This window comes from Bradyrhizobium sp. U531, assembly GCF_051710265.1.
GTDB lineage: Bacteria > Pseudomonadota > Alphaproteobacteria > Rhizobiales > Xanthobacteraceae > Bradyrhizobium.
In genome coordinates this window covers 468845-493975 of sequence record NZ_JASVEN010000004.1, presented here as the reverse complement: position 1 = coordinate 493975, position 25131 = coordinate 468845, and the positions used below count along the sequence as shown (strand labels likewise).

Genomic DNA, 25131 nt, shown 5'->3' with positions numbered 1-25131 from the left:
GAAGACTCGTTCGGTATTGCTACCGAACACGATCGAGAGATCACGCGGTATGGGTCCCTGCGTTCGCAGGGACGACAGCCGTGTTTGTGGCTCCGCTGCTAGCCCAACGACCTACTGCCCCAGATACTTCTTCATTTCCGCGATCAGTCCCTCGCGCAGCTCCGGGCGCTTCAGGCCGTAGGCGATGTTGGCGCGGAGGAAGCCGGGTTTTGAGCCGCAATCATGGCGCTCGCCCTCGAACTCGACGCCGTAGAATTTCTGCGACTTGGCGAGGCCGATCATGGCGTCGGTGAGCTGGATCTCGCCGCCGGCGCCGCGCTCCTGGGTTTCCAGGATCTTGAAGATCTCGGGCTGCAGGATGTAGCGGCCGGTGATCGAGAGGTTGGAGGGCGCGGTGCCCTTGGCCGGCTTCTCGACCATGCCGTCGACCTCGAACATCTTGCCGTTGCGCTTGCCGACGCCGCAGATGCCGTATTGATGGGTGAGATGGTCGGGCACCGCCTCGACCGCGATCAGATTGGATTTCTCGCCGAGCGAGGCGGCGGTCTCGATCATCTGCTTCAGGCAACCGGTCGTATTGAGCACGAGCTCGTCGGGCAGCACGACGGCGAACGGCTCGTTGCCGACGATGTCGCGCGCGCACCAGACGGCGTGACCGAGGCCGAGCGGCGCCTGCTGGCGGGTGAAGCTGACGGCGCCGGCTTCGGGCTGGTTCTGCGCCAGGATGTCCTGCTCGGCCTTCTTGCCGCGTGCAGCCAGCGTCGCGTCGAGCTCGTACATCCGGTCGAAATGATCTTCGATGACGTTTTTGTTGCGGCCCGTGACGAAGATGAAGTGCTCGATGCCGGCCTCCCTTGCCTCGTCATAGACGTACTGGATCAGCGGCTTGTCGACGATGGTCAGCATTTCCTTCGGCATCGCCTTGGTGGCAGGCAGGACGCGGGTGCCGAGGCCGGCGACGGGGAATACGGCTTTGCGAATTTTCATGGGATTGTTCGAATACCTGGGGGCAGATGGGAACGGAGCCGGGAACAGAGCCAAGAATAGAGCAATGGCATCTTGCTAACCTGTTTGCAGCCGCCAACAAAGGCGGATGTGGGGCCTCATCCGCGCAGAGTTAAGAAAAAGGCCGCCACCAAAATTTCACCTTTGTTAAGCTATTGGCAACCGTAACCAGGCCTCCTGATGACGGATTTTTGGACCGGCGGGCAGGACATGATGCAATCGGTAGCAGGGCAGGCAAGACGGGCGGTATCGGCGACCGGCGCGATGATGATGGCGGCCGCGCTGCTGCTGCCCGGCACCGCGCAAGCCCAGGCACAGAACGGCCTGTCCAACCTGTTCGGCGGCATCTTCTCCGGCCCGAACGCCGCGCCTCCACAAGCCCCGCCCGGCCCCGGCGGGGCTCTGCCCTGGAGCGGCGAGGACGGCGCCTCCGGCCATCCGCTGATGACAGCCGCGGCGATCCGCGAGGCCGCTTCCAATTTCAACAATTGCGTCGCCGGCATGTGGCCCGATGCCGCACGCCGCAACATCACGCAGGACAATTTCCAGCGCTTCACGGCCGGGCTCAGCCCCGATCTGCGCATCATGGACCTGATGGACTCGCAGCCCGAGTTCACCAAATCAATCTGGGATTATCTCGACATCCTCGTGAACGACAACCGCCTCGCCAAGGGCCGCGAGGTGCTCGCCAAGTACAAGGCGCAGTTTGACGCCACCGAGAAAGCCACCGGCGTCGACCGCTACATCATCGCCTCGATCTGGGGCATCGAGTCCAACTACTCGACGCAGATGGGCGACCGCAGCGTGCTGCAATCGACCGCGACGCTGGCCTGCATCGGGCGCCGCCAGGCTTATTTCAAGGACGAGTTTCTGTCGGCGCTGGAGATCCTCAACCGCGGCGATCTCAGGCCCGAGCAGATGCGCGGCTCCTGGGCCGGCGCGTTCGGCCCGACGCAATTCATGCCGACGGCGTTCAAGCGCTTTGCCGTTGATGGCGACGGCGACGGAAGGCGCGACGTCGTCGACAATCCCACCGATCTGATCGCTTCCACCGCCAACAATCTGAAGAAGGACGGCTGGCAGGCCGGCCAGACCTGGGGCTTCGAGGTCGTGGTGCCCCAGGGCTTCAACTACATGCTGGCCGACCGCGCCAAGGCGATGACGATCGCGCAATGGGAGAAGCTCGGCCTCAAGCGCGCGACCAATCAGCCGTTCCCGCATCCGGCGGAGAAGGCCTATCTGCTGGCGCCGGCCGGCGCGCAAGGTCCCGGCTTCTTGATGCTGCAGAACTACCGCGTCATCATGAAGTACAACCCGGCCGAGGCCTATGCGCTGGCGATTGGCCATTTCGCCGACCGACTGCGCGGCGGGCAGCCCTTCGTGCAGCCCTGGCCGCGCCAGGAGCGCGAGCTGTCGCGGAGCGAACGGCTGGAACTGCAGCAGCTCCTGGCCCAGCGCGGCTTCTACAAGGGCACCCCGGACGGCCAGTTCGGCGGCCAGACCCGGGAGGCGCTGCGCAATTTCCAGGCCTCGATCGGAGTGCCCGCGGACGGGTTTGCCTCGTCCGACGCGCTGGACCGGCTGCGGGGACGGTAAAATCGCCCCGAAAGTAACCCTGAACAGGGATTTTGCCGGCCGAGCTTGACGGGGACGGCTGTTCCCCGGTGTATGGGCCAAGAACCTGCAACGGAATTTGCCCGTTTGGCGCCCGATTCCGTTATTATATTGACTGACTTCCTGACCCCATTGCGCGTGCCCGAGATCGCATGTCGAAGCCAAAGTCCTTCTTCAAGGCGCTGACCGAGACCGGCCCGTTGATCGCGCTGGGGACGGCGCTTGCGATCCTGGTTTCGGTGGCGGGCCCCGCTTCGGCGCAGTTCTTCAACTTCCCCGGCTTCGGCGGCCCGCCGCAGCGCTCGGCGCCGCCGCCGCAACGGGGTGGTGGTGGTGGCGGCTGGTTCGGCGGCGACTTCTTCGCACCATTCCAGCAGCAACAGCCGCAGGCGCCGCGCCAGGATTTTTCGCGCGCGCCGTCGCCCGCCAAGCGCGACACGATCCCCGAGAAGAACGTGCTGGTGCTCGGCGATGCCATGGCCGACTGGCTCGCTTACGGCCTCGAAGACGCCTACGCCGAGCAGCCCGACATGGGCGTGATCCGCAAGCACAAGACCGTTTCAGGCCTGATCAAGTACCAGCCGAAGGGTGAGCCCTCGGATTGGGTGGCCGCGGCACGGGGCATCCTCGAGACCGAGAAGCCCGACGTGATCGTCGTCATGCTCGGCCTCAACGACCGCGTCGCGATCCGCGAGCCCGCTGCCGACAAGGCGGCCGTGGACAAGGACAAGGACAAGAAGAACGACAAGGGTGCGCGCGCCAAGCCGATGGGAAAAGGCGACGGCAAGCCGGCTGACGCCAAGCCCGGCAACGACACCGCCGCCAAGCCCGACGACAAGCCTGCCGATGCCGACCTGCCGCAGGACGACGCCGACAATGCCGACACGCCTGCGGCCGCACCGGAAAAGACGGCCCGCAATCCGAACGGCGTCTACGAATTCCGCGACGAGCGCTGGGTCGAACTCTACGGCAAGAAAATCGAGGAGCTCGCCAATGTCCTGAAGTCCAAGGGCGTGCCGGTGCTCTGGGTCGGCCTGCCCGCGGTTCGCGGCCCCAAGGGCACCGCGGACACGCTGTTCCTGGACTCGCTCTATCGCGAAGGCGCGGCCAAGGCCGGCATAACTTATGTCGACGTCTGGGACGGTTTTGTCGACGAAGCCGGCCGCTTCCTGCAGAAGGGCCCGGACTTCGAAGGCCAGATCCGCCAGCTCCGCAGCTCTGACGGCGTCTATTTCACCAAGCCCGGCGCGCGCAAGCTCGCGCATTATGTCGAGCGCGAGATCACGCGCCTCCTGGCGGGCCGCTCCGGCCCGATCGCGCTGCCGAGCGAGCCTGCGACGCCCGACACCAGCGCCGAGCCGGGCAAGCCCGCGCCGCGGCCGTTGGCGGGACCGATCGTGCCGCTGATTGCGGCCTCGATCTCGACCGATCAATTGCTGGGCGGCCCGGGCTCGCGTCCCGCCGCCGTCGATGCGCTCGCCGCGAAGACGATGGTGAAGGGCGAGCCGCTGGCAGCTCCCGCCGGCCGCGCCGACGATTATGCCTGGCCGCGCCGCGAAGTCGGCCGCGAGCAGGCCAAGGGCGATACGCCGATGGCGGCGACGACGCCTGACGGCAACGTCGCGTCTCCCGGCGCACCGGGAGCGGCCGCCGCGATTGCGCCGCCGAAGCTCGCGCCGAAGAAGCCGGCGCAGCCGCAGCAGCCCGCACAGGCCACCCCGTCATTGCGTGATTTCTTCGGCTTCGGCTCTCCGCAGCCACCACCGCCGCGTCAACTGGCGCCGGCGCCCGGGCCGCGCAATCCGAATCCCAATCCCGGGGCTCCGCGGCCGCCGGGTAATGTCGGACGCTCGGCGGAGATGTTCCGGTAATCCGCGCTCCGTGTCCCGGACGCGCTGCAGCGTGAAACGCTGCTGCGCAAAGCCGGGACCCAGATCGGCTGCATCAACAAAGAATGGGCCCCGGCTCAGCAGCGCACCACCGCGTGATGCGCAGCGTCCGGGGCACGAATGCTTGTTGTCCTTCAGCCCTCAATAGCGCCAGCGCGACGGCGGACGGCGTGCCGGGCGCGACATCAGCAGTGCAAGGGCGAAGCCGACACCGCCGGCCACCAGCAGCGCGCCGAGCGGATTGTCCTGCACCTTCTTCGACAACGCCTGCGTGCCGTCGCGGAAGGTGTCGCCACTGTTGTCGTAGGCGTCCTTGGCGTAGCTCGTCGCGGTGTCCGCGGCATCACGCACGGCATCCTTGGCCTGGCCGTAGAGATTCTGCACCGTGCCTGCGGCTTCGCGCGCCTTGCCTGAGGCCTGCGTCTTGGAATCGCCGGCGATGTCGCCGATCGCGCTTTCCGCCTTACCTGCGTAGTCCTTGGCCGCGCCAACAATCCGATCCGTATCCATGATGCTCCTCCTCGGGGGTCAGCCCAAGTAACCGATCAGGCGCGGCGCGGTTCCAATCCCGTTGAAAAGTGTATTCCGGATGAAGGTCCGTAGCCCGGGTGAGCGCAGCGATACCCGGGGACGGTGCGAGCCAAGTCCCGGATGTCGCTTCGCTCATCCGGGCTACACGATCTACAGGATCAGCCCGCCATCGACGACCAGCGTCTGGCCGATGATGTAGGACGACAGCGGAGAGGCCAGGAACAGCGCCGCGCCCGCCATGTCGGAGGGCGTGCCCAATCGCCGCAGCGGGATGCGTGCGAGCGCGCCTTCGAGCCGCTTCGGGTTGTCGGTGGTGACTTTCGTCATCTTGGTGTCGACGAGCCCCGGCGCGATGCCGTTGACGCGGATGCCGTCCTCGGCCCAGGCCTCGCCCAGCGTTCGCGTCAATCCGACCGCGCCGGTCTTCGAGGCGTTGTAGGCGGGATTGCCCATGGTGGAATGATAGGCCGCGGTCGAGGACACCATGATCAGCGCGCCCTTGGAATCCCGCAACATGGAATGAAACTGCGTCGCGCAAGCCATCAGGCTCATCAGATTGACTTCGACCACCTTGCGGAAGCCGGTCATCTCGAACTCGCCGCGGCGATACAGCACCGCGCCTTGCGCGAGCACGAGGATGTCGAGCCGCTCGAAGGACGGCTTGAAGGCTTCGACCGCGGCGGGATTGCTGACATCGAGCTGCGCATATGCGAGCCCCGTGAGATCGGAGCCTTCCTCCGCAGAATATTCCGTTGCGCGAGCACGCGTGCCGCACACCGCGACTTCTGCGCCTCTCGTGCGAAAAGCTTGCGCGATGCCGTTGCCGATACCGCTGGAACCTCCGACAACCAGAACCTGCTTGCCCGAAAAATCCAGTTCGTTCGCCATCGCGGCCTCCCCTTTTGTTGTGCTTGTTTGACCTGTCTGCGGATCGGTGCCAGCCTTGTCCATCTCATAACAACAAGCAAGACACCGCGAGGAAACAGCATGTCCGAGTCCAGGGAGCTCAGCCGGTCGGTGAAGGGCCTGACCGTTCTCGTCACCGGAGCTGCCAGCGGCATGGGGCGCGCCACCGCGCGCGTGTTCGCAAGCGAGGGCGCGAACGTCGCCGTCACCGACTACGACGCGCAGGGCGCGCACGCGGTGGCCGAGGAGATTGCCGCCAGCGGCGGATCGGCGAAAGCCTGGAAGCTCGACGTTGCCGAGGCCAGCGAGATCAAGCGCGTGGTCGGCGAAGCCGCCGCGCATTTCGGCGCCCTCGACATCGTCGTCAACAATGCGGGCATCTCGGTGCGCGTCGCCATCGACGACGAGACCTATGAAGACGCCTGGGCCAAAGGCATCGCCGTGATGCTGACCGCGCATCCGCGCATCATCCGCGCCGCGCTGCCTCATCTGCGCAAGTCGAAGAGCCCGCGCATCGTCAACATCGCCTCGACCGAGGCGCTCGGCGCCACCGCATTGCACAGCCCCTATTCCGCCGCGAAGGGCGGCGTTGCCAGCCTGACCCGCTCGCTCGCCGTGGAGCTCGGCCGCGAGGGCATCACCGTCAACTGCATCTGCCCGGGCCCGATCCGCACGGCCATCACCGACCGCATCTCGGAGGAGCACAAGACGATCTATGCCAGGCGCCGCACCGCACTCGGCCGTTACGGCGATCCCGAGGAGGTCGCGCACATGACGCTGAGCCTGTGCCTGCCGGCGGCGTCGTTTCTCACCGGCGCGGTCATCCCCGTCGACGGCGGACTGATGGCGCGGAATGCGTGAAGCGCATCGCGGTGCGTAGCCCGGATGAGCGTAGCGACATCCGGGATCTTGCGTGCACCGCTTCCCGGGTATCGCTGCGCTCACCCGGGCTACGGGCAGCCATGCGCCGCAAGCGTTGACAACGACGAACGCGAGAGTAGCCTTTTCGACTGACAGAGCGGGACCAACCGCTCGCGGCACGCGGGAGAGAACGTTATGACGATCGCCATCCGGCAGCTTCAAAAACATTTTGTCGGCGAGGTCTCCGGCCTCGACTTGCGAAAGCCCCTCACCGAGGCCGAGGCGCGCGAGATCGAGGCCGCCATGGACAAATATGCGGTGCTGGTTTTCCACGACCAGGACATCACCGACGAGCAGCAGATGGACTTCGCCCTGAACTTCGGTCAGCGCGAAGACGCCCGCGGCGGCAACATCACCAAGGCGAATGAACACCGCCTCAGCTCGGGCCTGAACGACGTCTCCAACCTCGGCAAGGACGGCAAGCCGCTACCGAAGGACAGCCGCGCCAATCTGTTCAATCTCGGCAATTGCCTGTGGCATTCCGACAGCTCGTTCCGCCCGATCCCGGCAAAATTCTCGCTGCTGTCGGCGCGCGTGGTGAACCCCAAAGGCGGCAACACCGAGTTCGCCGACATGCGCGCGGCCTATGATGCGCTCGACGCGGAGACCAAGGCGGAGATCGAGGATTTCGTCTGCGAGCATTCGCTGATGTATTCGCGGGGATCGCTCGGCTTCACCGAATACACCGACGAGGAGAAGGAATTGTTCAAGCCGGTGCTGCAACGGCTGGTGCGGACGCACCCCGTGCATCGCCGCAAGTCGCTGTATCTCTCCTCCCACGCCGGCAAGATCGTCGGCATGAGCGTGCCGGAGGGGCGCCTGCTGCTGCGCGACCTCAACGAACACGCGACAAACGCAGAATTCGTCTACGTCCACAAATGGAAGCTGCATGACCTCGTGATGTGGGACAACCGCCAGACCATGCACCGCGTCCGCCGCTACGACCAGTCGCAGCCCCGCGACATGCGCCGCGCCACGGTGGCCGGGACGGAGCCGACGGTGCAGCAGCAGGCGGCGGAGTAGAGACGGCCGGACGCAGCGCCACTCAGCAAATGGTGTCATCGCCCGGCTTGACCGGGCGATCCAGTATTCCAGAGACGGTTGTGATCGAACCGAGAGGCTGCGGCGTACTGGATGCCCCGGTCAAGCCGGGGCATGACAGCGGTGGGTGGCGTAACACCGGCGTATGTCGACCGACAGACGCGTCTAGCTACGCGTGCCCGGCCTCGTTGGAGAGCATGCCGGGGTCGATGCCGATCTTCTGCAGGGCGCGGTTGTATTTGTCGTCGACGTCGTCGCCGAAAATCAGATCCGCATCCGCGTCGCAATGCAGCCAGCCGTTGCTCTGGATTTCGGTCTCGAGCTGACCCGGCGCCCAGCCGGCATAGCCGAGCGCGAGAATGGCGTGCTTGGGGCCGGAGCCGTTGGCGATGGCGCGCAGGATGTCGACGGTCGCGGTGAGGCAGACGCCGTCGTCGATCCGCAGCGTGGCGTTTTCGATGTAGAAGTCGCTGGAATGCAGCACGAAGCCGCGGCCGGTATCGACCGGGCCGCCGCGCAGCACCTTCATGCTTTCGGCATTCTCGGGCAGCTTGATGTGCTCGCCCTTCTTGATGATGCCGAGCTGCTGCAACAGCTCGGGGAAGTCGATGCTGCCGGCCGGATGATTGACGATGATGCCCATCGCGCCCTCGGCCGAATGGGCGCAGAGATAGATCACCGAACGCTCGAAACGGGAATCACCCATCACGGGCATTGCGATCAGCAGCCGGCCGTCGAGATAACTGGCCGAACCCGGCAGCGCAGGGCCCGCGCTGCGGGTGCTTTCGCCCGTCCTCTTGCCTGTGGGAGCCATCGGTGAAGCACTCCGGTTTCAATTCCTATCCTGATGTCGGACCTAGCGGCTGTCAAATCAAGGCTTGCAGAGACTCGATTCGGGTGCATCCATCACAAGCAATTCAATGGTTTGCCCGGGTGCGACCCTGTAAAGACGTGCCATGCTGACAAGAGTTCCCCTGCGTGCGGCGATAGGCGTCGCGACAACCCTGCTTGCGTCGTCATTGGCCTTCGCAGCCTGCGCCGATGACACTTCGCCCTGGCAGCGAGACGGGCATTCCGCCGTGCGGCTATTGGCGGGGTCACGCAGCGGCGCCGTCCTGCTCGGCGGTATCGCCATCCAGCTCCAGCAGGGATGGAAGACCTACTGGCGCATCCCCGGAGATTCCGGCGTGCCGCCGCGCTTCGACTTCTCGAAGTCGGACAATGTCGAGGCGGTGACGGTGATGTGGCCTGCCCCGCTGAAATTCGACGACGGCGCGGGCGGCCATTCGATCGGCTATCACGACCAGATCGTGCTGCCCCTTCGCATCGTCGCCAAGGCCGCCGACAAGCCCGTGACCTTGCGTGCCGAGATCAACTACGCGGTGTGCGCGAAGCTCTGCATTCCGGTCGAGGCCAAGGCCGAGCTCGGCTTCAACAACGTCGCCTCGACCGAGGATGCCAATCTGCGCGCGGCGCTCGATACCGTGCCCAAGCCCGCCAATATCGGCGATCCCAATCCGCTCACCATCCGCGACGTCAAACGTGACGGTCCCAAGAATGTGGTGGTCGACGTGGTCACGCCCGACGGAGGCAACCTCAACCTGTACGTGGAAGGGCCGACGCCCGACTGGGCATTGCCGATTCCGGAGCCGGCCAAGGACAGCCCGGCCGGCGTGAAACGCTTCTCGTTCGAGCTCGACGGTCTGCCGCCGGGCGCCAAGCCCGATGGCGCAGCGCTGAAATTCACGCTGGTCGGGCCGGAGAAGTCCTACGAGTTCAATACCAATCTGGAATAGGCCGTCGCGGACGGAGCAACGAAGCCGATCAGGATGCGGGACAGACCTTCGAGGCCTGCTTTTCCTGCAACTTCTTCGTGCAATATAGGCTGCATCGCTGGCCGCCGACCTTGGTGCAGTAGGCCAGGCACTTCTCGTATGAGCATCCCCACGCGTCCGCCCGCGCAGGTGCCGCGGAAGACAGATCGATAAAGGTGATGGCAGCGAGAGCGGTCAGACACGCCAGAAATCGATACATAATCCCTCCTCTTGAAAGCCGTGATCAAACAAACGTCGACCCGAGAAACGAAGGTTGCGAGGGGTTCGAGACACCCCCTCGAACGGCCCGGCACTAGGGCAAAATCCCTGCGCGCACGTTCGGTCGCGCAAACTCCAAATCAAACCAATATGCGGGTATCCTAGCAGCGCCGCTTCACCCCGCAAGGAGGGAGGTGCGCTTCCGCGTACCGGCCCTCGCCGTGGCGGCTGCACGACGATCCAACCGAATCTTAACGAATGGTTGCTAAGCCCCAAGGCTGCTGGGCAAGCCTGCTGGAGCAAGGCTGCCGCGGCATGCGGGATGCCTTGGGGACTGTTCGTGGCCGTGATGGATGCACAACCCGCAACGACCGGACCGGCCGGGCTGATCGCGCGCCTGCGCGCCAAGCTCACGGGCGGGTCGAGCGAGGCATCGCTGACGCGGCAGCTCGCCGGCACCATCTTCATCATCCGCGTGATCAGCGCGGGCATGGCCTATGTCTCCCAGGTGCTGCTGGCGCGCTGGATGGGCACCTCTGACTACGGCATCTATGTCTATGTCTGGACCTGGGTCCTGTTGCTCGGCAGCATGATGGATTTCGGCATCTCGGCCTCGGCGCAGAAGATCATTCCGGAGTACCGCGCCAGCGGCGAGCAGGCGCTGTTGCGCGGCTTCCTCGCAGGCAGCCGCTGGCTCACTTTCGCGGTGTCCGCGCTGATGTCGCTCGGCCTTGCCGGCATCGTCAGGCTGCTGTCGCCATGGCTCGATCCGTCCGAGGTGCTGCCGCTTTATATCGGCTGCATGACCCTGCCCGCCTTCGTCGTCGCCAACACCCAGGACGGTATCGCGCGCTCGCATGACTGGATGCAGCTCGGCCTGATGCCGCAATTCATCATCCGCCAGGCGCTGATCATCGGCATCACGGGCGCTGCGTTCCTGCTCGGCTATCACCTCGGCGCGGTCGCTGCGATGGCCGCGAGCGCGGGCGCCGTGTGGATCGCGATGACGGGACAGATGGTGGTGCTGAACCGCAAGCTCGCCAATCACATCGCCCCCGGGCCGAAAGCTTATGACGTCGGCGGCTGGCTCGCCGTCTCGCTGCCGATCCTGCTGGTCGAGAGCTTCTATCTGCTGCTGTCCTACACCGACGTGCTGGTGCTGCAGCAATTCCGTCCCTCCGACGAGGTCGGCGTCTACTTTGCGGTGGTGAAGACGCTGGCGCTGGTCTCGTTCATTCACTACGCAATGTCAGCGACGACGGCGCATCGCTTCGCCGAATACAATGCCAGCGGCGACAAGGCGCGGCTGTCGGCCTATGTGGCGCATGCGATCAACTGGACGTTCTGGCCGTCGCTGGCGGCGACCATCGTACTGCTCGCGCTCGGCAAGCCGCTGCTCTGGCTGTTCGGGCCGCAATTCACCGTCGGCTACGACATCATGTTCGTCGCCGCGATCGGTCTCGTGGTGCGCTCCGCGATCGGGCCGGTCGAGCGGTTGCTCAACATGCTCGGCCAGCAGAAGATCTGTGCCCTCGCCTATGCACTGGCCTTCGTGATGAACGTCGTGCTCTGCATCGCGCTGGTGCCACGCTACGGCGGCCACGGCGCCGCCGCGGCGACCTCGATCTCCCTCACCTTCGAGACGGTGCTGCTGTTCTGGATCGTGCGGCAGCGCCTCGGCCTGCACGTGCTGGCATTCGGCAAATAGCTGCAGCGCGCCTCGACGCGTGTCGTACCCCGGGGAACGGCTCTGCCGGGATAGCTGCGGGAATGAGGCGAAACGCCTCCCCTTTTTAAACCTGAAGCAAAATTTTTCTTATTCTGGCCAAGTAGTTGCGCGTTAGGGGAACTTTATTCTACGTCGTATTGCCTAACCGACGAGATCAACCTAAGATTCCCCTGACATGTTCGATCCACTCTACGTCGCCTCTGGATTTGGCGTCGGCCTACTTGTCGGGATGACCGGCGTAGGCGGCGGCTCGTTGATGACGCCGCTCTTGATTCTGCTGTTCGGTGTTCATCCCTCGACGGCGGTCGGAACCGACCTGCTCTATGCCGCAGCCACCAAGACCGGCGGCAGCGTGATGCATGGCTGGTCGCGCAACGTGCACTGGCCGGCGGTGCTGCGGCTCGCCTGCGGCAGCATTCCCGCCAGCGCAGTGACGCTGCTGGTACTCTGGAAGCTCGACCTCAAGAGCGATTCCGAGCGCAGCCTCGTCAATCTGGTGCTGTGCTTCGCGCTGCTGCTGACTGCGACGTCGCTGATTTTCCGCAAGTCGATCATGCAGCGCTACCGCGGCAGGCTGGAGCGCGTCGACGATCGCACCACAGGGATTGCGACCGTGATCACCGGGATCGTGCTCGGCGTGCTGGTGTCGATCTCGTCGGTCGGCGCCGGCGCGGTCGGCGTCACCGTGCTGCTGCTGCTCTATCCGCGCTTGCCGATGGTGACCATCGTCGGCTCCGACATCGCCCATGCGGTGCCGCTGACGCTGGTCGCAGGCATCGGACATTGGGCGCTCGGCGATGTCGACTGGGCGCTGATGGGCGTGCTGCTGATGGGCTCCCTGCCCGGCATCATCATCGGCAGCTACAGCGCGACCCGCGTGCCCGAGACGGTGCTGCGGCTGACGCTTGCCTGCGTGCTGTTCGTGGTCGCCGGCAAGATCATGTTTGCGGAGCTGAATCTGTCGTCGGCGTTCGTCACCGCGCTGGCCTGGGGGCATTAAGCGCGGGAGCTCTGCCCTCATATTCGTAGCGTGGGCAAAGCGAAGCGTGCCCACGCCCTCTCTCAATCGCGGAGTAATGGTGGGCACGGCGCTGACGCGCCTTTGCCCACCCTACTGCGCCCTACCGCACCACCGCCCTACGCCGCGGTCCAGCCGCCGTCGATCGACAGGTTGGTGCCGGTGATCTGAGCGGCATCGTCGCTGCACAGGAACAGCGCCAGCGAGGCGACCTGCTCGGAGGTGACGAACTCCTTGGTCGGCTGCGCAGCAAGGAGCACGTCGTTGATGACCTGCTCGCGCGTCAGGCTGCGTGCCTTCATGGTGTCGGGGATCTGCTTCTCCACCAGCGGCGTCCAGACATAGCCGGGGCTGATGCAGTTGCAGGTGATCTTGTGGGTCGCGACTTCCAGCGCCACGGTCTTGGTGAGGCCGGCGATGCCGTGCTTGGCCGAGACATAGGCCGACTTGAAGGGCGAGGCGACCAGCGAGTGCGCGGACGCCGTGTTGATGATGCGGCCCCAGCCCTTCTTCTTCATGCCGGGCACGGCGGCGCGGATGCCGTGGAAGGCCGAGGACAGATTGATCGCGATGATCTGGTCCCACTTCTCGACCGGAAACTCCTCGACCGGCGAGACGAACTGGATGCCGGCATTGTTGACGAGGATGTCGACGGAGCCGAACGTCGTCTCGCCGAGCGCGATCATGCCGGCGATCTCGGCAGGCTTGGTCATGTCGGCCGGCGAATAGATCGCCTTCACCTTGAAATCGGCCTCGATCTTGGCGCGCTCCTTCTCGATGTCCTCGGGCGCGCCGAAGCCGTTGATGACGACATTGGCGCCGGCGCCGGCGAACGCACGCGCATAAGCGAGGCCGATGCCGCTGGTGGACCCGGTCACGACGGCGTTCTTGCCTGACAGACTACCCATTCTATTCGCTCCTTTTTGCCGGGGGCGCGGAGACGTCCCCCGTGAGATCGTAGGTCACCATGGTCTCGCCGGACTGCGGCCGCTCGAGCCAGTCCTTGTGGCGCATCGACAGATGCACGTCGTTCACGCCGGCTTCCCAATGCTCGACCATGGCGACATGCGAGAAATCGTAATCCTTCGACGAGGATTCGTAGTTCTTGCTGCGGTAGATCAGATGCACCACGGTGACGGTGCTTTCACGCGACACTTTCGCGAGGAATTCGACGGACGGATCGTTCTTCAGATAGTCCGGCAATTTGCCGATCAGGTCGCGCACCGCCCTGCGGGCATTGTGCAGCTGCTTGTTCTTGTCAGTGTTCATCCGCGTGCGGCTTGAGAAGCGGATGTCCTTCTCGCGCTCGGTGGCCTCGAGCAGCGAGGTCGGCAGATCGCCGCGCGCGGAAAACAGGTCGACCTGGAAGATCAGCATGTCGCGATCGACCTCGGCGTCGAGCACATAGTCGAGCGGCGTGTTGGAGGCGATGCCGCCGTCCCAATAATGCTCGCCGTCGATCATCACCGAGGGAAAGCCGGGCGGCAGCGCGCCGGACGCCATGATGTGCTCGGGGCCGATTTTCTTGCCGAGCTTCTTGAACTCGTAATTGTCGAAATATCTGAAGTTGCCCGAGGTGACACCGACCGCGCCGACCGACAGGCGCGTCTTCAGGTCGTTGATGCGATCGAAATCGACGAGGCGCTCCAGCGTCTTCTTCAGCGGCGCGGTGTCGTAATAGCTCTCGGCCTGCGGGCTGCCGGGCGGCCAGAGCGGCGCCGGCGGGACGCGCGGGACGAAGAAGCCGGGCACGCCGAAGGTGGCGATCAGCGCGGCACTGGTCGAGTTGAACAGCTCGCGGCTGTGGTCGCTCTTGCCGATCGGCTTCCACGGCACCGGCGCCGACACCATCTCCCAGAATTCTTTCAGCCGCTTGACGCGGGTCTGCCCCTCGTTGCCGGCAATGATGGCGGCATTGACCGCGCCGATCGAGATGCCGGCGACCCATTCCGGCTCGAAGCCGTGGCCGCACAGCGCCTGATGGGCGCCGGCCTGATAGGAGCCGAGCGCGCCGCCGCCCTGGAGGACCAGGACGCGTTGCGCATTCGCGGGGATGCTGGCGGATTCCGGACTATGATCGGTCATGGGGGAACAATAGCAATGGCGCGCCACCGTGGCGACACTCCGCCGCGGCGTCAATGCACGCCGGGATCAAGTCTGGCTTATCGCTCGGTCGAAGCCAGGATCATGGTCCAGAACACCTTGTATTTGGTGCCGGGAGCATAGCTCGCCGCGATGCCCAATTTTGTGACACCACTCTTGAGCATGTTGGCGCGGTGCGGAGGCGAGTCGCGCCAGCCGGAAAACGCTTCCGCCAGCGTGTGATAACCCGCCGAGACGTTCTCGACCGCGACAGTCGCCGGATAGCCGCCGGTGCTGAGGCGCTTGGCCAGTGGCGCACGGACGTCATGGTCCATCTTGTTGGCGGCGGCCATGGCCTGGGACTGGGATTCGGCCAACCGCATCAGATCCGGGTCGATCACGACGGTGCCGAGCATGTTGTTCTGGCGGTATTGCGAGATCATCACCGCAGCCGCCTGCGCGTCGAGCTGGGCGCCGGGGGCCGCCATGTCGGTATACATCGACGGCTGCTGGACCGGCGCTTCGTTGCCGGCGCAGCCGGCGAGCAGCAAAGTGACGAGAATTGCGGCCGCAGCGCGCATGTAGGGGCCCCCGAATGAGGGGCCGTTGTTGCATACCAACAATGGCTGAAAGGTGAATTTTGAAGAAAATCGACGAAGTCGTTCCGGGGCGATGCGAAGCATCGAACCCGGAATCTCGAGATTCCGGGTCTGGTCCTTCGGACCATCCCGGAATGACCGCCCCTTACCCCGCAAATATCCGGTAACGGCGCGGCTGGAGGCCGATTGTCTCGCCGGCCCGCAGTTCCTTGTCGCGGGGAGCGTCGATCTCGATGGTCGTGCCGCCCGACAGCGCGACCTCGGCCCGCTGCACCGGACCGAAATTGCGGACGTGCTGCACGGCGCCCTCGAAGGTGCCGGTGCCGGGCGGGCCGACCAGCATGTCATGTCGCCGCACGAACAGTTTTGACGCGCCAGGCGCAAGCCCGTCGGCTGCAAGGGCGAGCGGCCGGTCGCCGAGCCTCACCACGCCGCCCTCGACCTGAACCGGCAATTCGATGGATTCGCCGATGAAGCCGTGAACGAACGCACTTGCCGGACTTTCATAGACGTCGTCGGGCGAGCCGATCTGCTCGATCCGTCCCTTGTCCATGACGACGACGCGGTTGGCGACTTCGAGCGCCTCCTCCTGATCGTGGGTGACGAAGATCGAGGTGACGTTGATCTCGTGATGCAGCGAGCGCAGCCACCGGCGCAGCTCCTTGCGCACCTTGGCATCGAGCGCGCCGAAGGGCTCGTCGAGCAGCAGGATGCGCGGCTCGATCGCGAGCGCACGGGCGAGCGCGATGCGCTGGCGCTGACCGCCGGAGAGCTGGCCCGGATAGCGGTCGGACAGCCAGTCGAGCTGCACGAGATCGAGCAGCTCCTTGACGCGCGCACGGATGGTCGCTTCGTCCTTGCGGATGGCGCGCGGCTGCACGCGCAGGCCGAAGGCGACGTTCTCGAACACGCTCATGTGGCGGAACAGCGCGTAATGCTGGAACACGAAGCCGACATGCCGCTCGCGCGCGCCCTGCGCCAGCGCGTCCTCGCCGTTGAAGGAGACTTCGCCCGTATCAGGCCAGTCGAGGCCGGCGATGATCCGCAGCAGCGTGGTCTTGCCGGAGCCGGAGGGACCGAGCAGCGCCAGCAGCTCGCCGTCATTCACCTTGAGGTCGACGCCGTCGAGCGCGGCAAAGCTGCCGAACTTCTTGACGAGATTCCTGACTTCAATGGTCATTGACGTCCTGCCCTTCGTCGAGGTGACGTTCGAGGATTGTCTTGGCGATCAGCGTGATCAGCGCCAGCATGGCGAGCAGCGAGGCGATCGCGAAGGCAGCGACGAACTGGTATTCGTTGTAGAGGATCTCGACCAGCAGCGGCATCGTGTTGGTCTCGCCGCGGATGTGGCCGGACACGACCGAAACCGCGCCGAACTCGCCCATCGCCCGCGCATTGCAGAGCAGGACGCCATAGAGCACGCCCCATTTGATGTTGGGCAGCGTGACGCGGAAGAAGGTCTGCAGGCCCGAGGCTCCGAGCGAGATCGCGGCCTCCTCCTCCTGCGTGCCCTGCTCCTGCATCAGGGGGATCAGCGCCCGCGCCACGAAGGGGAAGGTCACGAAAGTAGTGGCGAGCGCGATGCCGGGCACCGCGAACAGGATCTGGATGTCGTGATCCCTGAGCCAGCTCCCGAAATAGCCCTGCGCGCCGAACAGCAGCACGAAGACGAGGCCGGAGATCACCGGGCTCACCGAGAACGGCAGGTCGATCAGCGTGATCAGGAAGGTCTTGCCGGGAAAGTCGAACTTCGCGATCGCCCAGGCCGCGACGAGGCCAAAGACGAGATTGAGGCCGACCGAGATCGCGGCGACCAGCAGCGTCAGCTTGATCGCGGCCAGCGCCTCGGGCTCGGCGAGCGCTGCGAAATAGGCGAAGATGCCGTGCGAAAACGCCTGCGCAAACACCAGGACCAGCGGCAGCACGACGAAGACGCTGAGGAAGGTCACCGCCAGCGCGATGATGGCGATACGTATCGCAGGCGGTTCGGTGCGGAGACTGTCGCGCGCCGCCGCGGCGTGTGCGCGTGCGTCGGGCGAGGCCAGTGGAACGGACTCTGCGATCTGCATCGTCATGATCCGCCCTCAGCGCGCGGGGATCCGGCTCTGCGCCCAGCGCTGGAGCCGGTTCACCGCGAAGATGATGACAAAGGACACGACGAGCATGACCACCGCGATGGCGGTCGCGTCGGCATAGCGGAACTCGGAGAGGCGGATCACGATCAGGAGCGGCGCGATCTCGGACACATTCGGCAGGTTGCCGGCGATGAAGATCACCGAGCCGTATTCGCCGACCGCGCGGGCGAAGGCGAGCGCGAGCCCGGTGAGCAGCGCCGGCGCCAGCGACGGAAGGATGACGCGGACGATGGTCTGCCAGCGGCTGGCGCCCAAGCTGCCGGCGGCCTCCTCGATCTCGGGGTCGAGATCCTGCAGCACCGGCTGCACCGTGCGTACCACGAAGGGAATGCCGATGAAGATCATGGCGACGAAGATGCCGACCGGCGTGAACGCCACCTTGATGCCGAGCGCGGCAAGCGGCGCGCCCAGCCAGCCCTTCTCGGCGAACAGCGCGGTCAACGCGACACCCGCGACCGCCGTCGGCAGCGCGAAGGGCACGTCGACGATGGCATCGAAGATGCGCCGGCCGGGAAAGCGGTAGCGCACCAGCGCCCAGACGATGATGCTGCCCATGACGAGATTGACGCAGGCCGCCGCGAAGGCGAGCCCGAACGACACGCGCAACGCATTCAGGGTGCGGCGGCTGGAGAGGATGTTCCAGAACTGCTCGGGGCTGAGCTCGAGCGATTTCAGGAACAGCCCGGCGAGCGGAATGAGAATGATGACGGACAGCCAGGACAGCGTCAGTCCCATCGTGAGACCGAAGCCCGGCAATGTCCGGCGTCGTGCTGCAACTGCGCTCACCAGGCCCCCTGTTAAACTCCTTCAGACGGCGTCAGATCAATTCTTGTAGATCTGGTCGAAGATGCCGCCGTCGGCGAAGTGTTCCTTCTGCGCCTTGGTCCAACCACCGAAAACGTCGTCGATCGTGAACAGTTCGACCTTGGCGAAGGCGTTTTCAAATTTCTTCGCGATCTCGGCATCTCGCGGGCGATAAAAGTTGCGCCCGGCGATCTCCTGACCTTCCCTCGTGTACCAATACTGAAGGTAGGCATCGGCGGCGTTGCGTGTGCCTTTTTTATCGGCAACCTTGTCGATGATCGCAACCGGCGGCTCGGCGAGGATCGACTGCGGCGGCGCCACGATCTCGAACTTGTTCGCGCCGAACTCCTTCAGCGCGAGGAACGCCTCGTTCTCCCAGGCGAGCAGCACGTCGCCGACGCCGCGCTCGACGAAGGTCACGGTCGCGCCGCGCGCACCGGTATCCAGAACCGGCACCTGCTGATAGAGCTTGCCGATGAAATCCTTGGCCTTGTCGGCAGAACCGTATTTCTTCTGCGCAAAGCCCCAGGCCGCGAGATAATTCCAGCGCGCACCGCCCGATGTCTTCGGGTTCGGCGTGATCACGGCAACACCCGGCTTGACCAGATCGTCCCAGTCCTTGACGGCCTTGGGATTGCCCTTGCGCACCAAGAACACGATGGTCGACGTGTAGGGCGAGGCATTCTGCGGCAGCCGCTTCTGCCAGTCCGCCGCCGTGAGGCCCTTGGCCGCAATCGCATCGATGTCGTAGGCGAGCGCGAGCGTCACCACGTCGGCCTGCAATCCGTCGATCACGCTGCGTGCCTGCGAGCCGCTGCCGCCATGCGACTGCTTGATCTCGACGCTCTTGCCGGTCTCCTTCTGATAGGCACCAGCAAATGACTTGTTGAACTCGGCATAGAGCTCGCGCGTCGGATCATACGACACGTTCAACAGATTGATGTCAGCGGCGAGAGCCGAGCTTGCCAAGAAACCTGTCACGACGAGGCCTGCAGCGAGCGGAACGATACGGCGCATCATGTCCATCTCCATTCACTTCGATGACGTCGATGTCAGCGAAGACATGCAGGCGAAACTCGCGGCGAAACGCTCTTGAGTCAACGAAACCGGATTTTCTTGTTCGCTCGCTCGCAGCGCGGCTGTGCTACGAAATCTTCATCGTGTGAATGCCGCATTCTGTTTTGGCTCGGCCGCGCCAACGGCCAGCACGCTCGTCCTCATTCTCGGACGTTCTGCTCGTGCAAGGCATACACCCAACCGAGCGAAAACCGGACGCCACAAGCGGATGACGCGGCAATTTGGCGCGGACGAACATCGCTTCGAGTTCCTCGCGCGAGACGTTGGCGAACGGGTTGAACTTCAGCCGCTCGCCGTCGTCCTCGACCACCGCGATGTCGGCGCGCGCATTGCCCTGAAAACGCTTGCGGCCGTTGAGCCAGCCCGAGAACGGTTTCAGCGCGCGCGCCAGCGGTTCCACCTTGCGGATGCGGCAGCAGACGTCGGGATCGGAGAACCAGAGCTCGCGGTCGGGATCTTCGCGCGACAAGGCCTCCTCGGCCGGCTTGATCGAGCGGACGTCCTTCAGACCCAGCGTCGCGATCAGCGTATCGCGATAGGCGAGTGTTTCCTCGAACAGCCAGCCGGTGTCGAGGAAGATCACGGGGATCGCCGGATCGACGTCCGCCATGACCTTCAGGAGCGTTGCCGATTCCGTGCCGAAGGACGACACCAGCGCCAGCTTCTCGCGCCCGACCGTCTTCAGCGCCGCGGCGATGACCTCCGCGGGCGAGGCATCGCGCAAGCTCCGGTCGAGCTCTTCAGCCGAAGGCAACGCAGAGACAGATACTGGAGCGAGCTGGGACGCAGCGATGTTCACGTGCCGACACCCTCGGAGTGACGGAGCTGCATGCGCCGGTGCAAGGCCGTGATGCGGCCATCGCCGGTCGGCTGGTAGAACACCGAATAGCGCTTTGCGGTCTGCATGAAGGCTTCCGCGTCGGCCTGCTTCTTGACCTCGAAGGAATCGAAGCCCGCGCGCAGCATGAACACGAACTGGTCGCGCAGCACCTGACCGGTGGCGCGCAGATCGCCGCGATAATTGTAACGCTCGCGCAACAGCCGCGCCTGGCTATAGGCGCGTCCGTCTCGGAAGGTCGGGAAGACCAGCGCCACCGTTGCCACCTTGCCGAGATACGGCACCAGTTCGTCGATGTCGCGGTTGTTCGGCCAGATCACACCGATCTTGCCGGCGCGCTTGAGCAAGGCCTCGGCCTCGCTTACAAAGCGCTCCGCCGGCACCAGGATGTCACCGCTCTCGGGCAGCGGCGTGTCGACGGCCAGTTTGACAAAACTGTCGTCGGCGATTTTTCCGCCGTTAACGAGTGGCATAAACGCGCTCCTTGAAGGGTTCGACGCCGAGGCGCTTCACCGTGTCCATGAACAATTCTTCGGGCCGCTCGCGCAGCGCCAGATAAGCTTCCACGACGTCCTCGATGACGTCCGCGACCTCGTCGAACTTCACGCCGGGCCCGATCAGGGTGCCGAGCGCGGCATTCTCGTCGGCCCGGCCGCCGATGGTGATCTGGTAGACTTCCTCGCCGTTCTTCTCGACGCCGAGAATGCCGATATGGCCGACATGGTGATGGCCGCAAGCATTGATGCAGCCGGAGATGTTGATGTGAAGCCGGCCGATCAAATTGGCCAGCTCGTGGTTGGCGAAGCGCCGCGTCAGCTCCTGCGCGATCGGGATCGAGCGCGCATTCGCCAGCGAGCAATAGTCGAGCCCCGGGCAGGCGATGATGTCGGTGATCAGATTGACGTTGGGCGTCGCGAGACCGAGCTTGTCCAGCGCCTTCCACAGCGCCGGCAAGTCGCGCTTGGCGACGTGCGGCAGCGCAAGGTTCTGCTCGTGGCCGACGCGGATCTCGCCGAACGAATATTTGTCGGCGAGATCGGCCAGCGCATCCATCTGCTCGGCGGTGGCATCGCCGGGAGGCGCGCCGATCGGCTTCAGCGAGATCGTGACGATCGAATAGCCCTGCACCTTGTGCGGAGCCACCGAGTTCTTCCGCCACGCCTCGAATTCAGGATCGGCCGCGGCCTGCCGCAGCTCGTCCGGCATGTGCGGCAGCTTCTCGTAAGCGGGATAGGTGAAGCGCGAGCGGATGTCCTCGATCACCTCGTCGTCGATCTGGAGCGAGGAATTGCGGATATGCTGCCACTCCTCCTCAACCTCGCGCGAGAATTTCTCGATGCCAAGCTCGTGCACCAGGATCTTGATGCGCGCCTTGTAGATGTTGTCGCGGCGGCCATACTGATTGTAGACGCGCAGGATCGCCTCGATATAGCTGAGGATATCGCGGCCGTGCACGAAGTGCTTGATGGTCTTGGCGATGAACGGCGTGCGGCCGAGACCGCCGCCGACCAGCACCTCGAAGCCGGTCTCGCCCTTCTCGTTCTTGATCAGGCGGAGACCGATGTCGTGGATCTTGATCGCGGCGCGATCATGGTCCGAGGCGGTGATCGCGATCTTGAACTTGCGCGGCAGGAACGAGAATTCCGGATGCAGCGTGGTGTGCTGGCGGATCAGCTCGGACCAGATGCGGGGATCCTCGATCTCGCCCGGCGCGACGCCGGCCCACTGGTCCGAGGTGACGTTGCGCATGTTGTTGCCGGAGGTCTGCATCGCATGGATGCCGACCTTGGCGAGATCCTCCAGCGCGTCGGGCAGCTCGGCGAGCTTGATCCAGTTGAACTGGATGTTCTGGCGCGTGGTGAAATGGCCATAGCCGCGGTCGTACTTTCGCGCGACATGCGCGAGCGCCCGGAGCTGGTTGGTCGCCAGCGTGCCATAGGGAATCGCGACGCGGAACATATAGGCGTGCAGCTGCAGATAGACGCCGTTCTGCAGTCGCAGGATCTTGAATTCGTCCTCGGTGAGCTCGCCGGAGAGGCGGCGCTTCACCTGGTCGCGGAACTCCGAGACGCGCTCGTTGACGAGCGTGCGGTCGATTTCGTCGTAAGCGTACATGGGTAAAGTGCCTTAAGCCTGGGCCGACTGACCGATGGTGACACCGGTGAGGCGGATCTGTTCGCGCAGATTGCCGGGTTCGATCTTGCCGTCCGCGCCGACCTGCACCGGGGCGATATAGGGACCGATCGCGCCGACATCATCGGCGACGGACTCCGCAAGCAACGCCTTGGCCTCGTCGGAGTTGCGTACGATCGCGGCTTCCGAGAGGTCCGCGGCCCAGCTCTTGGCGGCGGTGCGGTAGACCACGATGCCGTCCCAGGTCCGGTTGGCGGTGACGATCGAGGGGCCGGCGATCTTGATCTTCTTCTGTTCGAGCGGGGAGGTCATTCGGCTGCATCCAATAGGTCAGAGATGATTTGGTGGGGTGTCTGGCGGCGAAGCGAGCCGGCATGCCGGATCACCTCGCCGATGATGAGAATGGCGGGACCGCCGTCGATCTGCTGTGCAAGCCCGGGCAGATCACCCAGCGTGCCGATCGCGCCTTGCGCGTCGGGCCGGGTGACGCGGGCAAACACACCGACTGGCGTCTCCGGCGAACGGCCCGCGGCGAGCAGGCCAGCGCGCACGGCGGGTGCAGCGGACACGCCCATGTAGACGACGATGGTCATTCGGGTATCGGTCAGCGTCGACCAGTCCACGGCTTCCGCGTCGCGCGCCTTGTGCGCGGTGAGGAAAGTGATGCGGGTCGCTTCGTTACGATAGGTGAGCGGCACCTCGAAATCGGCGGCGCCGCCGAGCCCTGCGGTGATGCCGGGAATGATCGAATAGGCGACGCCCGCCGCGCGCAGCGCTTCGACCTCTTCGCCGCCGCGGCCGAACACGAAGGGATCGCCGCCCTTCAGCCGCACCACGCGCTGGCCGGCCTGTGCGGCCTCGATCATGCGCGCGTTGATGGCGTCCTGGCCGATGCCGGGCTTGCCGACACGGCGGCCGACGGCAACACGCGCGGTGTCGCGGCGGATACGGTCGAGAATTTCGTTCGAGACCAGCTCGTCATGGAAGACGATGTCGGCGTCCTGCAATGCGCGCAGCGCCTTGATGGTGAGAAGATCAGGGTCGCCAGGACCGGCGCCGACCAGCGCGACCGAGCCTTGCGGCTTGTCGGCGCGCGCAAATGCGGAGGGATCGGCGATCGCCTTGAGCACCGCATCCGCTTCGCTCTTGCGCCCCGAAAGCACGGCGGCGCCGATCGGGCCGTCAATAACGCGCTCCCAGAAACGGCGGCGCAGCGGAAACTCGGCGATGCGCTCGTTGATGGATTTGCGGAAGCCGCCGATGAACTCGGCGAGCTCGCCGATGCGTGCGGGCAGCAACGCCTCGATCTTCTCGCGCACGCGCCGCGCCACCACCGGCGAGGTGCCGCCGGTGCCGACCGCGACCACGACGTCGCCGCGATCGACGATCGCCGGAAAGATGAAGCTCGAATGCGCGAGATCGTCCATGACGTTGACGGGCAGGCCGAGCGCCTTGGCGCGCGCCGACATGGCGACGCCGACATCGCCCGCGCCGGCGCAGACAACGGCGATGACACCCGACAGATCGGCGGTGAGCGGATCACCGCTCACGATCTCAACGCGCGCCGCATCTTCGGTGGAGAGACCGAGATCATGATTGCCGTCGATCGCATGCACGCGGATGCGCGCGCCGGCGGCGGCGAGCACGCGCAATTTTGCGCGCAAAAGCTCACCCGCGCCGGTGAGAACCACCGGACCGGCCTTCAGATCGAGAAACACCGGCAAGAACCGCATGCGATACTCGCTTCCCCCACATCCGGGGTTGACTGGAATTATTTTCTATATATGTGTCGTTTCGAACGCGCAAAGAGAAAATTTTTTCTTCTATTCCGCGTCGCGACTATAGAATTTTCGCCTCCAAACGCAAAGTGGCAGAGATGCATCTTCTCAAGGACGATTCCGCAGCTGCCGGAGTGAGCAGCCCGGCCCCCGTCGCACGCGCGGGCTCGCAAGAATTTTCTGCCGATTTTGCGCCGAGCATGGATCATCTCGACCAGCTCGAGGCGCAGAGCATCTACATCTTTCGCGAGGCCTTCGCCCGCCTGAAGAAGATCGCCCTGCTGTGGTCGCTCGGCAAGGACTCCAACGTCATGATCTGGCTGGCGCGGAAAGCCTTCTTCGGCAAGATGCCGTTCCCGGCCATGCATGTCGACACCGGCAAGAAGTTTCCGGAGATGTATCGCTTCCGCGATCACTACGGCAAAGAGTGGGATCTCGATCTGCGCGTCGAGCCCTGCCCGCCCATCGATGCCGTCGACCCGACGCTGCCGCCGGCCGCCCGCTCCGCCGCGCGCAAGACCGAGGGCCTCAAGATGGCACTCGCCAAATACGGCTTCGACGGCCTGATCGCAGGCATCCGCCGCGACGAGGAAGCCACCCGCGCCAAGGAGCGCGTGTTCTCGCCGCGTGGCCTGGAAGGCAATTGGGACGTGCGCGATCAGCCGCCGGAATTCTGGGACCATTTCAACGCATCGCCACCGCAAGGCGCTCACTTGCGCATCCATCCGATCCTGCATTGGACCGAGGCCGACATCTGGGCCTACACCAAGCGCGAGAACATCCCGATCATCCCGCTTTATCTCTCGCAGAACGGCAAGCGTTATCGCTCGCTCGGGGATCAGGATATCACCAACCCCGTGCATTCGACCGCATCGACCATTGACGAGATCCTGATCGAGCTCGAGCAGACCAAGGTGCCGGAGCGCGCGGGTCGTGCGCTCGACCACGAGACCGAGGACGCCTTCGAGCGTCTTCGCGTCGCCGGCTATCTCTGATTC

General features: G+C 64.8%; 24 protein-coding genes. 8 read left to right on the top strand and 16 right to left on the bottom strand.

The features are described from left to right. Positions 1 to 111: 111 nt before the first annotated feature. On the bottom strand, positions 112 to 987 hold the full coding sequence (gene galU / locus QRQ56_RS21855; RefSeq protein ID WP_438742932.1) for a UTP--glucose-1-phosphate uridylyltransferase GalU: 876 nt from the start codon (positions 985 to 987) through the stop codon (positions 112 to 114). Between the two features lie 231 nt (positions 988 to 1218). Here galU and QRQ56_RS21850 point away from each other — a divergent pair, with 231 nt between their 5' ends. After that, positions 1219 to 2601 carry a lytic murein transglycosylase gene (locus QRQ56_RS21850; RefSeq protein ID WP_438743025.1) on the top strand — a complete coding sequence of 461 codons (1383 nt, stop codon included), beginning with the start codon at positions 1219 to 1221 and terminating at the stop codon, positions 2599 to 2601. Between the two features lie 170 nt (positions 2602 to 2771). Then, positions 2772 to 4490, top strand: coding sequence for an SGNH/GDSL hydrolase family protein (locus QRQ56_RS21845; RefSeq protein WP_438742931.1), 1719 nt, complete (start codon positions 2772 to 2774; stop codon positions 4488 to 4490). A gap of 159 nt (positions 4491 to 4649) precedes the next feature. On the opposite strand, the gene QRQ56_RS21840 is transcribed toward QRQ56_RS21845, so the two are convergent. Both QRQ56_RS21840 and QRQ56_RS21835 read right to left on the bottom strand, forming a co-directional pair. Then, a complete protein-coding gene (locus tag QRQ56_RS21840; protein ID WP_438742930.1) occupies positions 4650 to 5018 on the bottom strand; it encodes a CsbD family protein in 369 nt (122 codons plus the stop codon). Positions 5019 to 5189: 171 nt separating this feature from the next. Beyond that, positions 5190 to 5927 carry an SDR family NAD(P)-dependent oxidoreductase gene (locus tag QRQ56_RS21835; protein ID WP_438742929.1) on the bottom strand — a complete coding sequence of 246 codons (738 nt, stop codon included), beginning with the start codon at positions 5925 to 5927 and terminating at the stop codon, positions 5190 to 5192. Between the two features lie 99 nt (positions 5928 to 6026). Between QRQ56_RS21835 and QRQ56_RS21830 the strand changes: the two genes are divergently transcribed. Beyond that, positions 6027 to 6806, top strand: coding sequence for an SDR family NAD(P)-dependent oxidoreductase (locus QRQ56_RS21830; RefSeq protein WP_438742928.1), 780 nt, complete (start codon positions 6027 to 6029; stop codon positions 6804 to 6806). Between the two features lie 195 nt (positions 6807 to 7001). Then, on the top strand, positions 7002 to 7889 hold the full coding sequence (locus QRQ56_RS21825; RefSeq protein ID WP_438742927.1) for a TauD/TfdA dioxygenase family protein: 888 nt from the start codon (positions 7002 to 7004) through the stop codon (positions 7887 to 7889). Positions 7890 to 8076: 187 nt separating this feature from the next. Here QRQ56_RS21825 and QRQ56_RS21820 read toward each other — a convergent pair whose 3' ends face one another. Then, positions 8077 to 8721 (bottom strand): YqgE/AlgH family protein, encoded by a 645-nt coding sequence (locus QRQ56_RS21820; RefSeq protein ID WP_438742926.1) that lies wholly within the window; start codon positions 8719 to 8721, stop codon positions 8077 to 8079. 142 nt (positions 8722 to 8863) lie between these two features. Here QRQ56_RS21820 and QRQ56_RS21815 point away from each other — a divergent pair, with 142 nt between their 5' ends. From QRQ56_RS21815 to QRQ56_RS21805, 3 genes are all read left to right on the top strand, one after another. Next, entirely contained in the window at positions 8864 to 9703 is an 840-nt protein-coding gene (locus QRQ56_RS21815) for a protein-disulfide reductase DsbD domain-containing protein (protein WP_438742925.1), read from the top strand. A gap of 577 nt (positions 9704 to 10280) precedes the next feature. Continuing rightward, positions 10281 to 11648 carry an oligosaccharide flippase family protein gene (locus tag QRQ56_RS21810; protein ID WP_438742924.1) on the top strand — a complete coding sequence of 456 codons (1368 nt, stop codon included), beginning with the start codon at positions 10281 to 10283 and terminating at the stop codon, positions 11646 to 11648. Positions 11649 to 11844: 196 nt separating this feature from the next. Further along, positions 11845 to 12669, top strand: coding sequence for a sulfite exporter TauE/SafE family protein (locus QRQ56_RS21805; protein ID WP_438742923.1), 825 nt, complete (start codon positions 11845 to 11847; stop codon positions 12667 to 12669). Between the two features lie 137 nt (positions 12670 to 12806). Here QRQ56_RS21805 and QRQ56_RS21800 read toward each other — a convergent pair whose 3' ends face one another. The 12 genes from QRQ56_RS21800 to cysG form a co-directional block, all read right to left on the bottom strand. Further along, positions 12807 to 13595 (bottom strand): 3-hydroxybutyrate dehydrogenase, encoded by a 789-nt coding sequence (locus QRQ56_RS21800; protein ID WP_438742922.1) that lies wholly within the window; start codon positions 13593 to 13595, stop codon positions 12807 to 12809. Position 13596: 1 nt separating this feature from the next. Next, positions 13597 to 14772: a DUF3734 domain-containing protein gene (locus QRQ56_RS21795; protein WP_438742921.1), complete on the bottom strand. Its 1176-nt coding sequence runs from the start codon at positions 14770 to 14772 to the stop codon at positions 13597 to 13599. A 77-nt stretch (positions 14773 to 14849) separates the two neighbouring features. Continuing rightward, positions 14850 to 15350 carry a CAP domain-containing protein gene (locus QRQ56_RS21790; RefSeq protein ID WP_438742920.1) on the bottom strand — a complete coding sequence of 167 codons (501 nt, stop codon included), beginning with the start codon at positions 15348 to 15350 and terminating at the stop codon, positions 14850 to 14852. A 163-nt stretch (positions 15351 to 15513) separates the two neighbouring features. Next, positions 15514 to 16548 carry a sulfate/molybdate ABC transporter ATP-binding protein gene (locus QRQ56_RS21785; RefSeq protein WP_438742919.1) on the bottom strand — a complete coding sequence of 345 codons (1035 nt, stop codon included), beginning with the start codon at positions 16546 to 16548 and terminating at the stop codon, positions 15514 to 15516. Beyond that, positions 16538 to 17443: a sulfate ABC transporter permease subunit CysW gene (gene cysW / locus QRQ56_RS21780; protein ID WP_438742918.1), complete on the bottom strand. Its 906-nt coding sequence runs from the start codon at positions 17441 to 17443 to the stop codon at positions 16538 to 16540. The genes QRQ56_RS21785 and cysW overlap by 11 nt, the downstream gene beginning before the upstream one ends. Positions 17444 to 17452: 9 nt before the next feature. Then, on the bottom strand, positions 17453 to 18289 hold the full coding sequence (cysT, locus tag QRQ56_RS21775; RefSeq protein WP_438742917.1) for a sulfate ABC transporter permease subunit CysT: 837 nt from the start codon (positions 18287 to 18289) through the stop codon (positions 17453 to 17455). 36 nt (positions 18290 to 18325) lie between these two features. Further along, positions 18326 to 19339 carry a sulfate ABC transporter substrate-binding protein gene (locus QRQ56_RS21770; protein ID WP_438742916.1) on the bottom strand — a complete coding sequence of 338 codons (1014 nt, stop codon included), beginning with the start codon at positions 19337 to 19339 and terminating at the stop codon, positions 18326 to 18328. 112 nt (positions 19340 to 19451) lie between these two features. Next, complete coding sequence (locus QRQ56_RS21765; RefSeq protein ID WP_438742915.1) at positions 19452 to 20183, bottom strand: phosphoadenylyl-sulfate reductase; 732 nt, start codon at positions 20181 to 20183, stop codon at positions 19452 to 19454. Further along, positions 20180 to 20695 carry a DUF934 domain-containing protein gene (locus tag QRQ56_RS21760; protein ID WP_438742914.1) on the bottom strand — a complete coding sequence of 172 codons (516 nt, stop codon included), beginning with the start codon at positions 20693 to 20695 and terminating at the stop codon, positions 20180 to 20182. Before QRQ56_RS21760 ends, QRQ56_RS21765 begins: the two co-directional genes overlap by 4 nt. After that, positions 20682 to 22337, bottom strand: coding sequence for a nitrite/sulfite reductase (locus QRQ56_RS21755; RefSeq protein ID WP_438742913.1), 1656 nt, complete (start codon positions 22335 to 22337; stop codon positions 20682 to 20684). Before QRQ56_RS21755 ends, QRQ56_RS21760 begins: the two co-directional genes overlap by 14 nt. A gap of 12 nt (positions 22338 to 22349) precedes the next feature. Continuing rightward, positions 22350 to 22667, bottom strand: a complete 318-nt coding sequence (locus QRQ56_RS21750; protein WP_438742912.1) for a DUF2849 domain-containing protein — start codon at positions 22665 to 22667, stop codon at positions 22350 to 22352. Continuing rightward, complete coding sequence (gene cysG, locus QRQ56_RS21745) at positions 22664 to 24088, bottom strand: siroheme synthase CysG (protein WP_438742911.1); 1425 nt, start codon at positions 24086 to 24088, stop codon at positions 22664 to 22666. Before cysG ends, QRQ56_RS21750 begins: the two co-directional genes overlap by 4 nt. Positions 24089 to 24333: 245 nt before the next feature. Between cysG and cysD the strand changes: the two genes are divergently transcribed. Further along, on the top strand, positions 24334 to 25128 hold the full coding sequence (gene cysD / locus QRQ56_RS21740) for a sulfate adenylyltransferase subunit CysD (RefSeq protein ID WP_438742910.1): 795 nt from the start codon (positions 24334 to 24336) through the stop codon (positions 25126 to 25128). Positions 25129 to 25131 lie beyond the last annotated feature (3 nt).

What these genes read in the sequence shown, in the direction of transcription:
- galU (WP_438742932.1), bottom strand. Translation starts at nt 987, where the DNA reads ATGAAAATTCGCAAAGCCGTATTCCCCGTCGCCGGCCTCGGCACCCGC.
- QRQ56_RS21850 (WP_438743025.1), top strand. Translation starts at nt 1,219, where the DNA reads ATGCAATCGGTAGCAGGGCAGGCAAGACGGGCGGTATCGGCGACCGGC.
- QRQ56_RS21845 (WP_438742931.1), top strand. Translation starts at nt 2,772, where the DNA reads ATGTCGAAGCCAAAGTCCTTCTTCAAGGCGCTGACCGAGACCGGCCCG.
- QRQ56_RS21840 (WP_438742930.1), bottom strand. Translation starts at nt 5,018, where the DNA reads ATGGATACGGATCGGATTGTTGGCGCGGCCAAGGACTACGCAGGTAAG.
- QRQ56_RS21835 (WP_438742929.1), bottom strand. Translation starts at nt 5,927, where the DNA reads ATGGCGAACGAACTGGATTTTTCGGGCAAGCAGGTTCTGGTTGTCGGA.
- QRQ56_RS21830 (WP_438742928.1), top strand. Translation starts at nt 6,027, where the DNA reads ATGTCCGAGTCCAGGGAGCTCAGCCGGTCGGTGAAGGGCCTGACCGTT.
- QRQ56_RS21825 (WP_438742927.1), top strand. Translation starts at nt 7,002, where the DNA reads ATGACGATCGCCATCCGGCAGCTTCAAAAACATTTTGTCGGCGAGGTC.
- QRQ56_RS21820 (WP_438742926.1), bottom strand. Translation starts at nt 8,721, where the DNA reads ATGGCTCCCACAGGCAAGAGGACGGGCGAAAGCACCCGCAGCGCGGGC.
- QRQ56_RS21815 (WP_438742925.1), top strand. Translation starts at nt 8,864, where the DNA reads ATGCTGACAAGAGTTCCCCTGCGTGCGGCGATAGGCGTCGCGACAACC.
- QRQ56_RS21805 (WP_438742923.1), top strand. Translation starts at nt 11,845, where the DNA reads ATGTTCGATCCACTCTACGTCGCCTCTGGATTTGGCGTCGGCCTACTT.
- QRQ56_RS21800 (WP_438742922.1), bottom strand. Translation starts at nt 13,595, where the DNA reads ATGGGTAGTCTGTCAGGCAAGAACGCCGTCGTGACCGGGTCCACCAGC.
- QRQ56_RS21795 (WP_438742921.1), bottom strand. Translation starts at nt 14,772, where the DNA reads ATGACCGATCATAGTCCGGAATCCGCCAGCATCCCCGCGAATGCGCAA.
- QRQ56_RS21790 (WP_438742920.1), bottom strand. Translation starts at nt 15,350, where the DNA reads ATGCGCGCTGCGGCCGCAATTCTCGTCACTTTGCTGCTCGCCGGCTGC.
- QRQ56_RS21785 (WP_438742919.1), bottom strand. Translation starts at nt 16,548, where the DNA reads ATGACCATTGAAGTCAGGAATCTCGTCAAGAAGTTCGGCAGCTTTGCC.
- cysW (WP_438742918.1), bottom strand. Translation starts at nt 17,443, where the DNA reads ATGACGATGCAGATCGCAGAGTCCGTTCCACTGGCCTCGCCCGACGCA.
- QRQ56_RS21770 (WP_438742916.1), bottom strand. Translation starts at nt 19,339, where the DNA reads ATGGAGATGGACATGATGCGCCGTATCGTTCCGCTCGCTGCAGGCCTC.
- QRQ56_RS21760 (WP_438742914.1), bottom strand. Translation starts at nt 20,695, where the DNA reads ATGCCACTCGTTAACGGCGGAAAAATCGCCGACGACAGTTTTGTCAAA.
- QRQ56_RS21755 (WP_438742913.1), bottom strand. Translation starts at nt 22,337, where the DNA reads ATGTACGCTTACGACGAAATCGACCGCACGCTCGTCAACGAGCGCGTC.
- QRQ56_RS21750 (WP_438742912.1), bottom strand. Translation starts at nt 22,667, where the DNA reads ATGACCTCCCCGCTCGAACAGAAGAAGATCAAGATCGCCGGCCCCTCG.
- cysG (WP_438742911.1), bottom strand. Translation starts at nt 24,088, where the DNA reads ATGCGGTTCTTGCCGGTGTTTCTCGATCTGAAGGCCGGTCCGGTGGTT.
- cysD (WP_438742910.1), top strand. Translation starts at nt 24,334, where the DNA reads ATGGATCATCTCGACCAGCTCGAGGCGCAGAGCATCTACATCTTTCGC.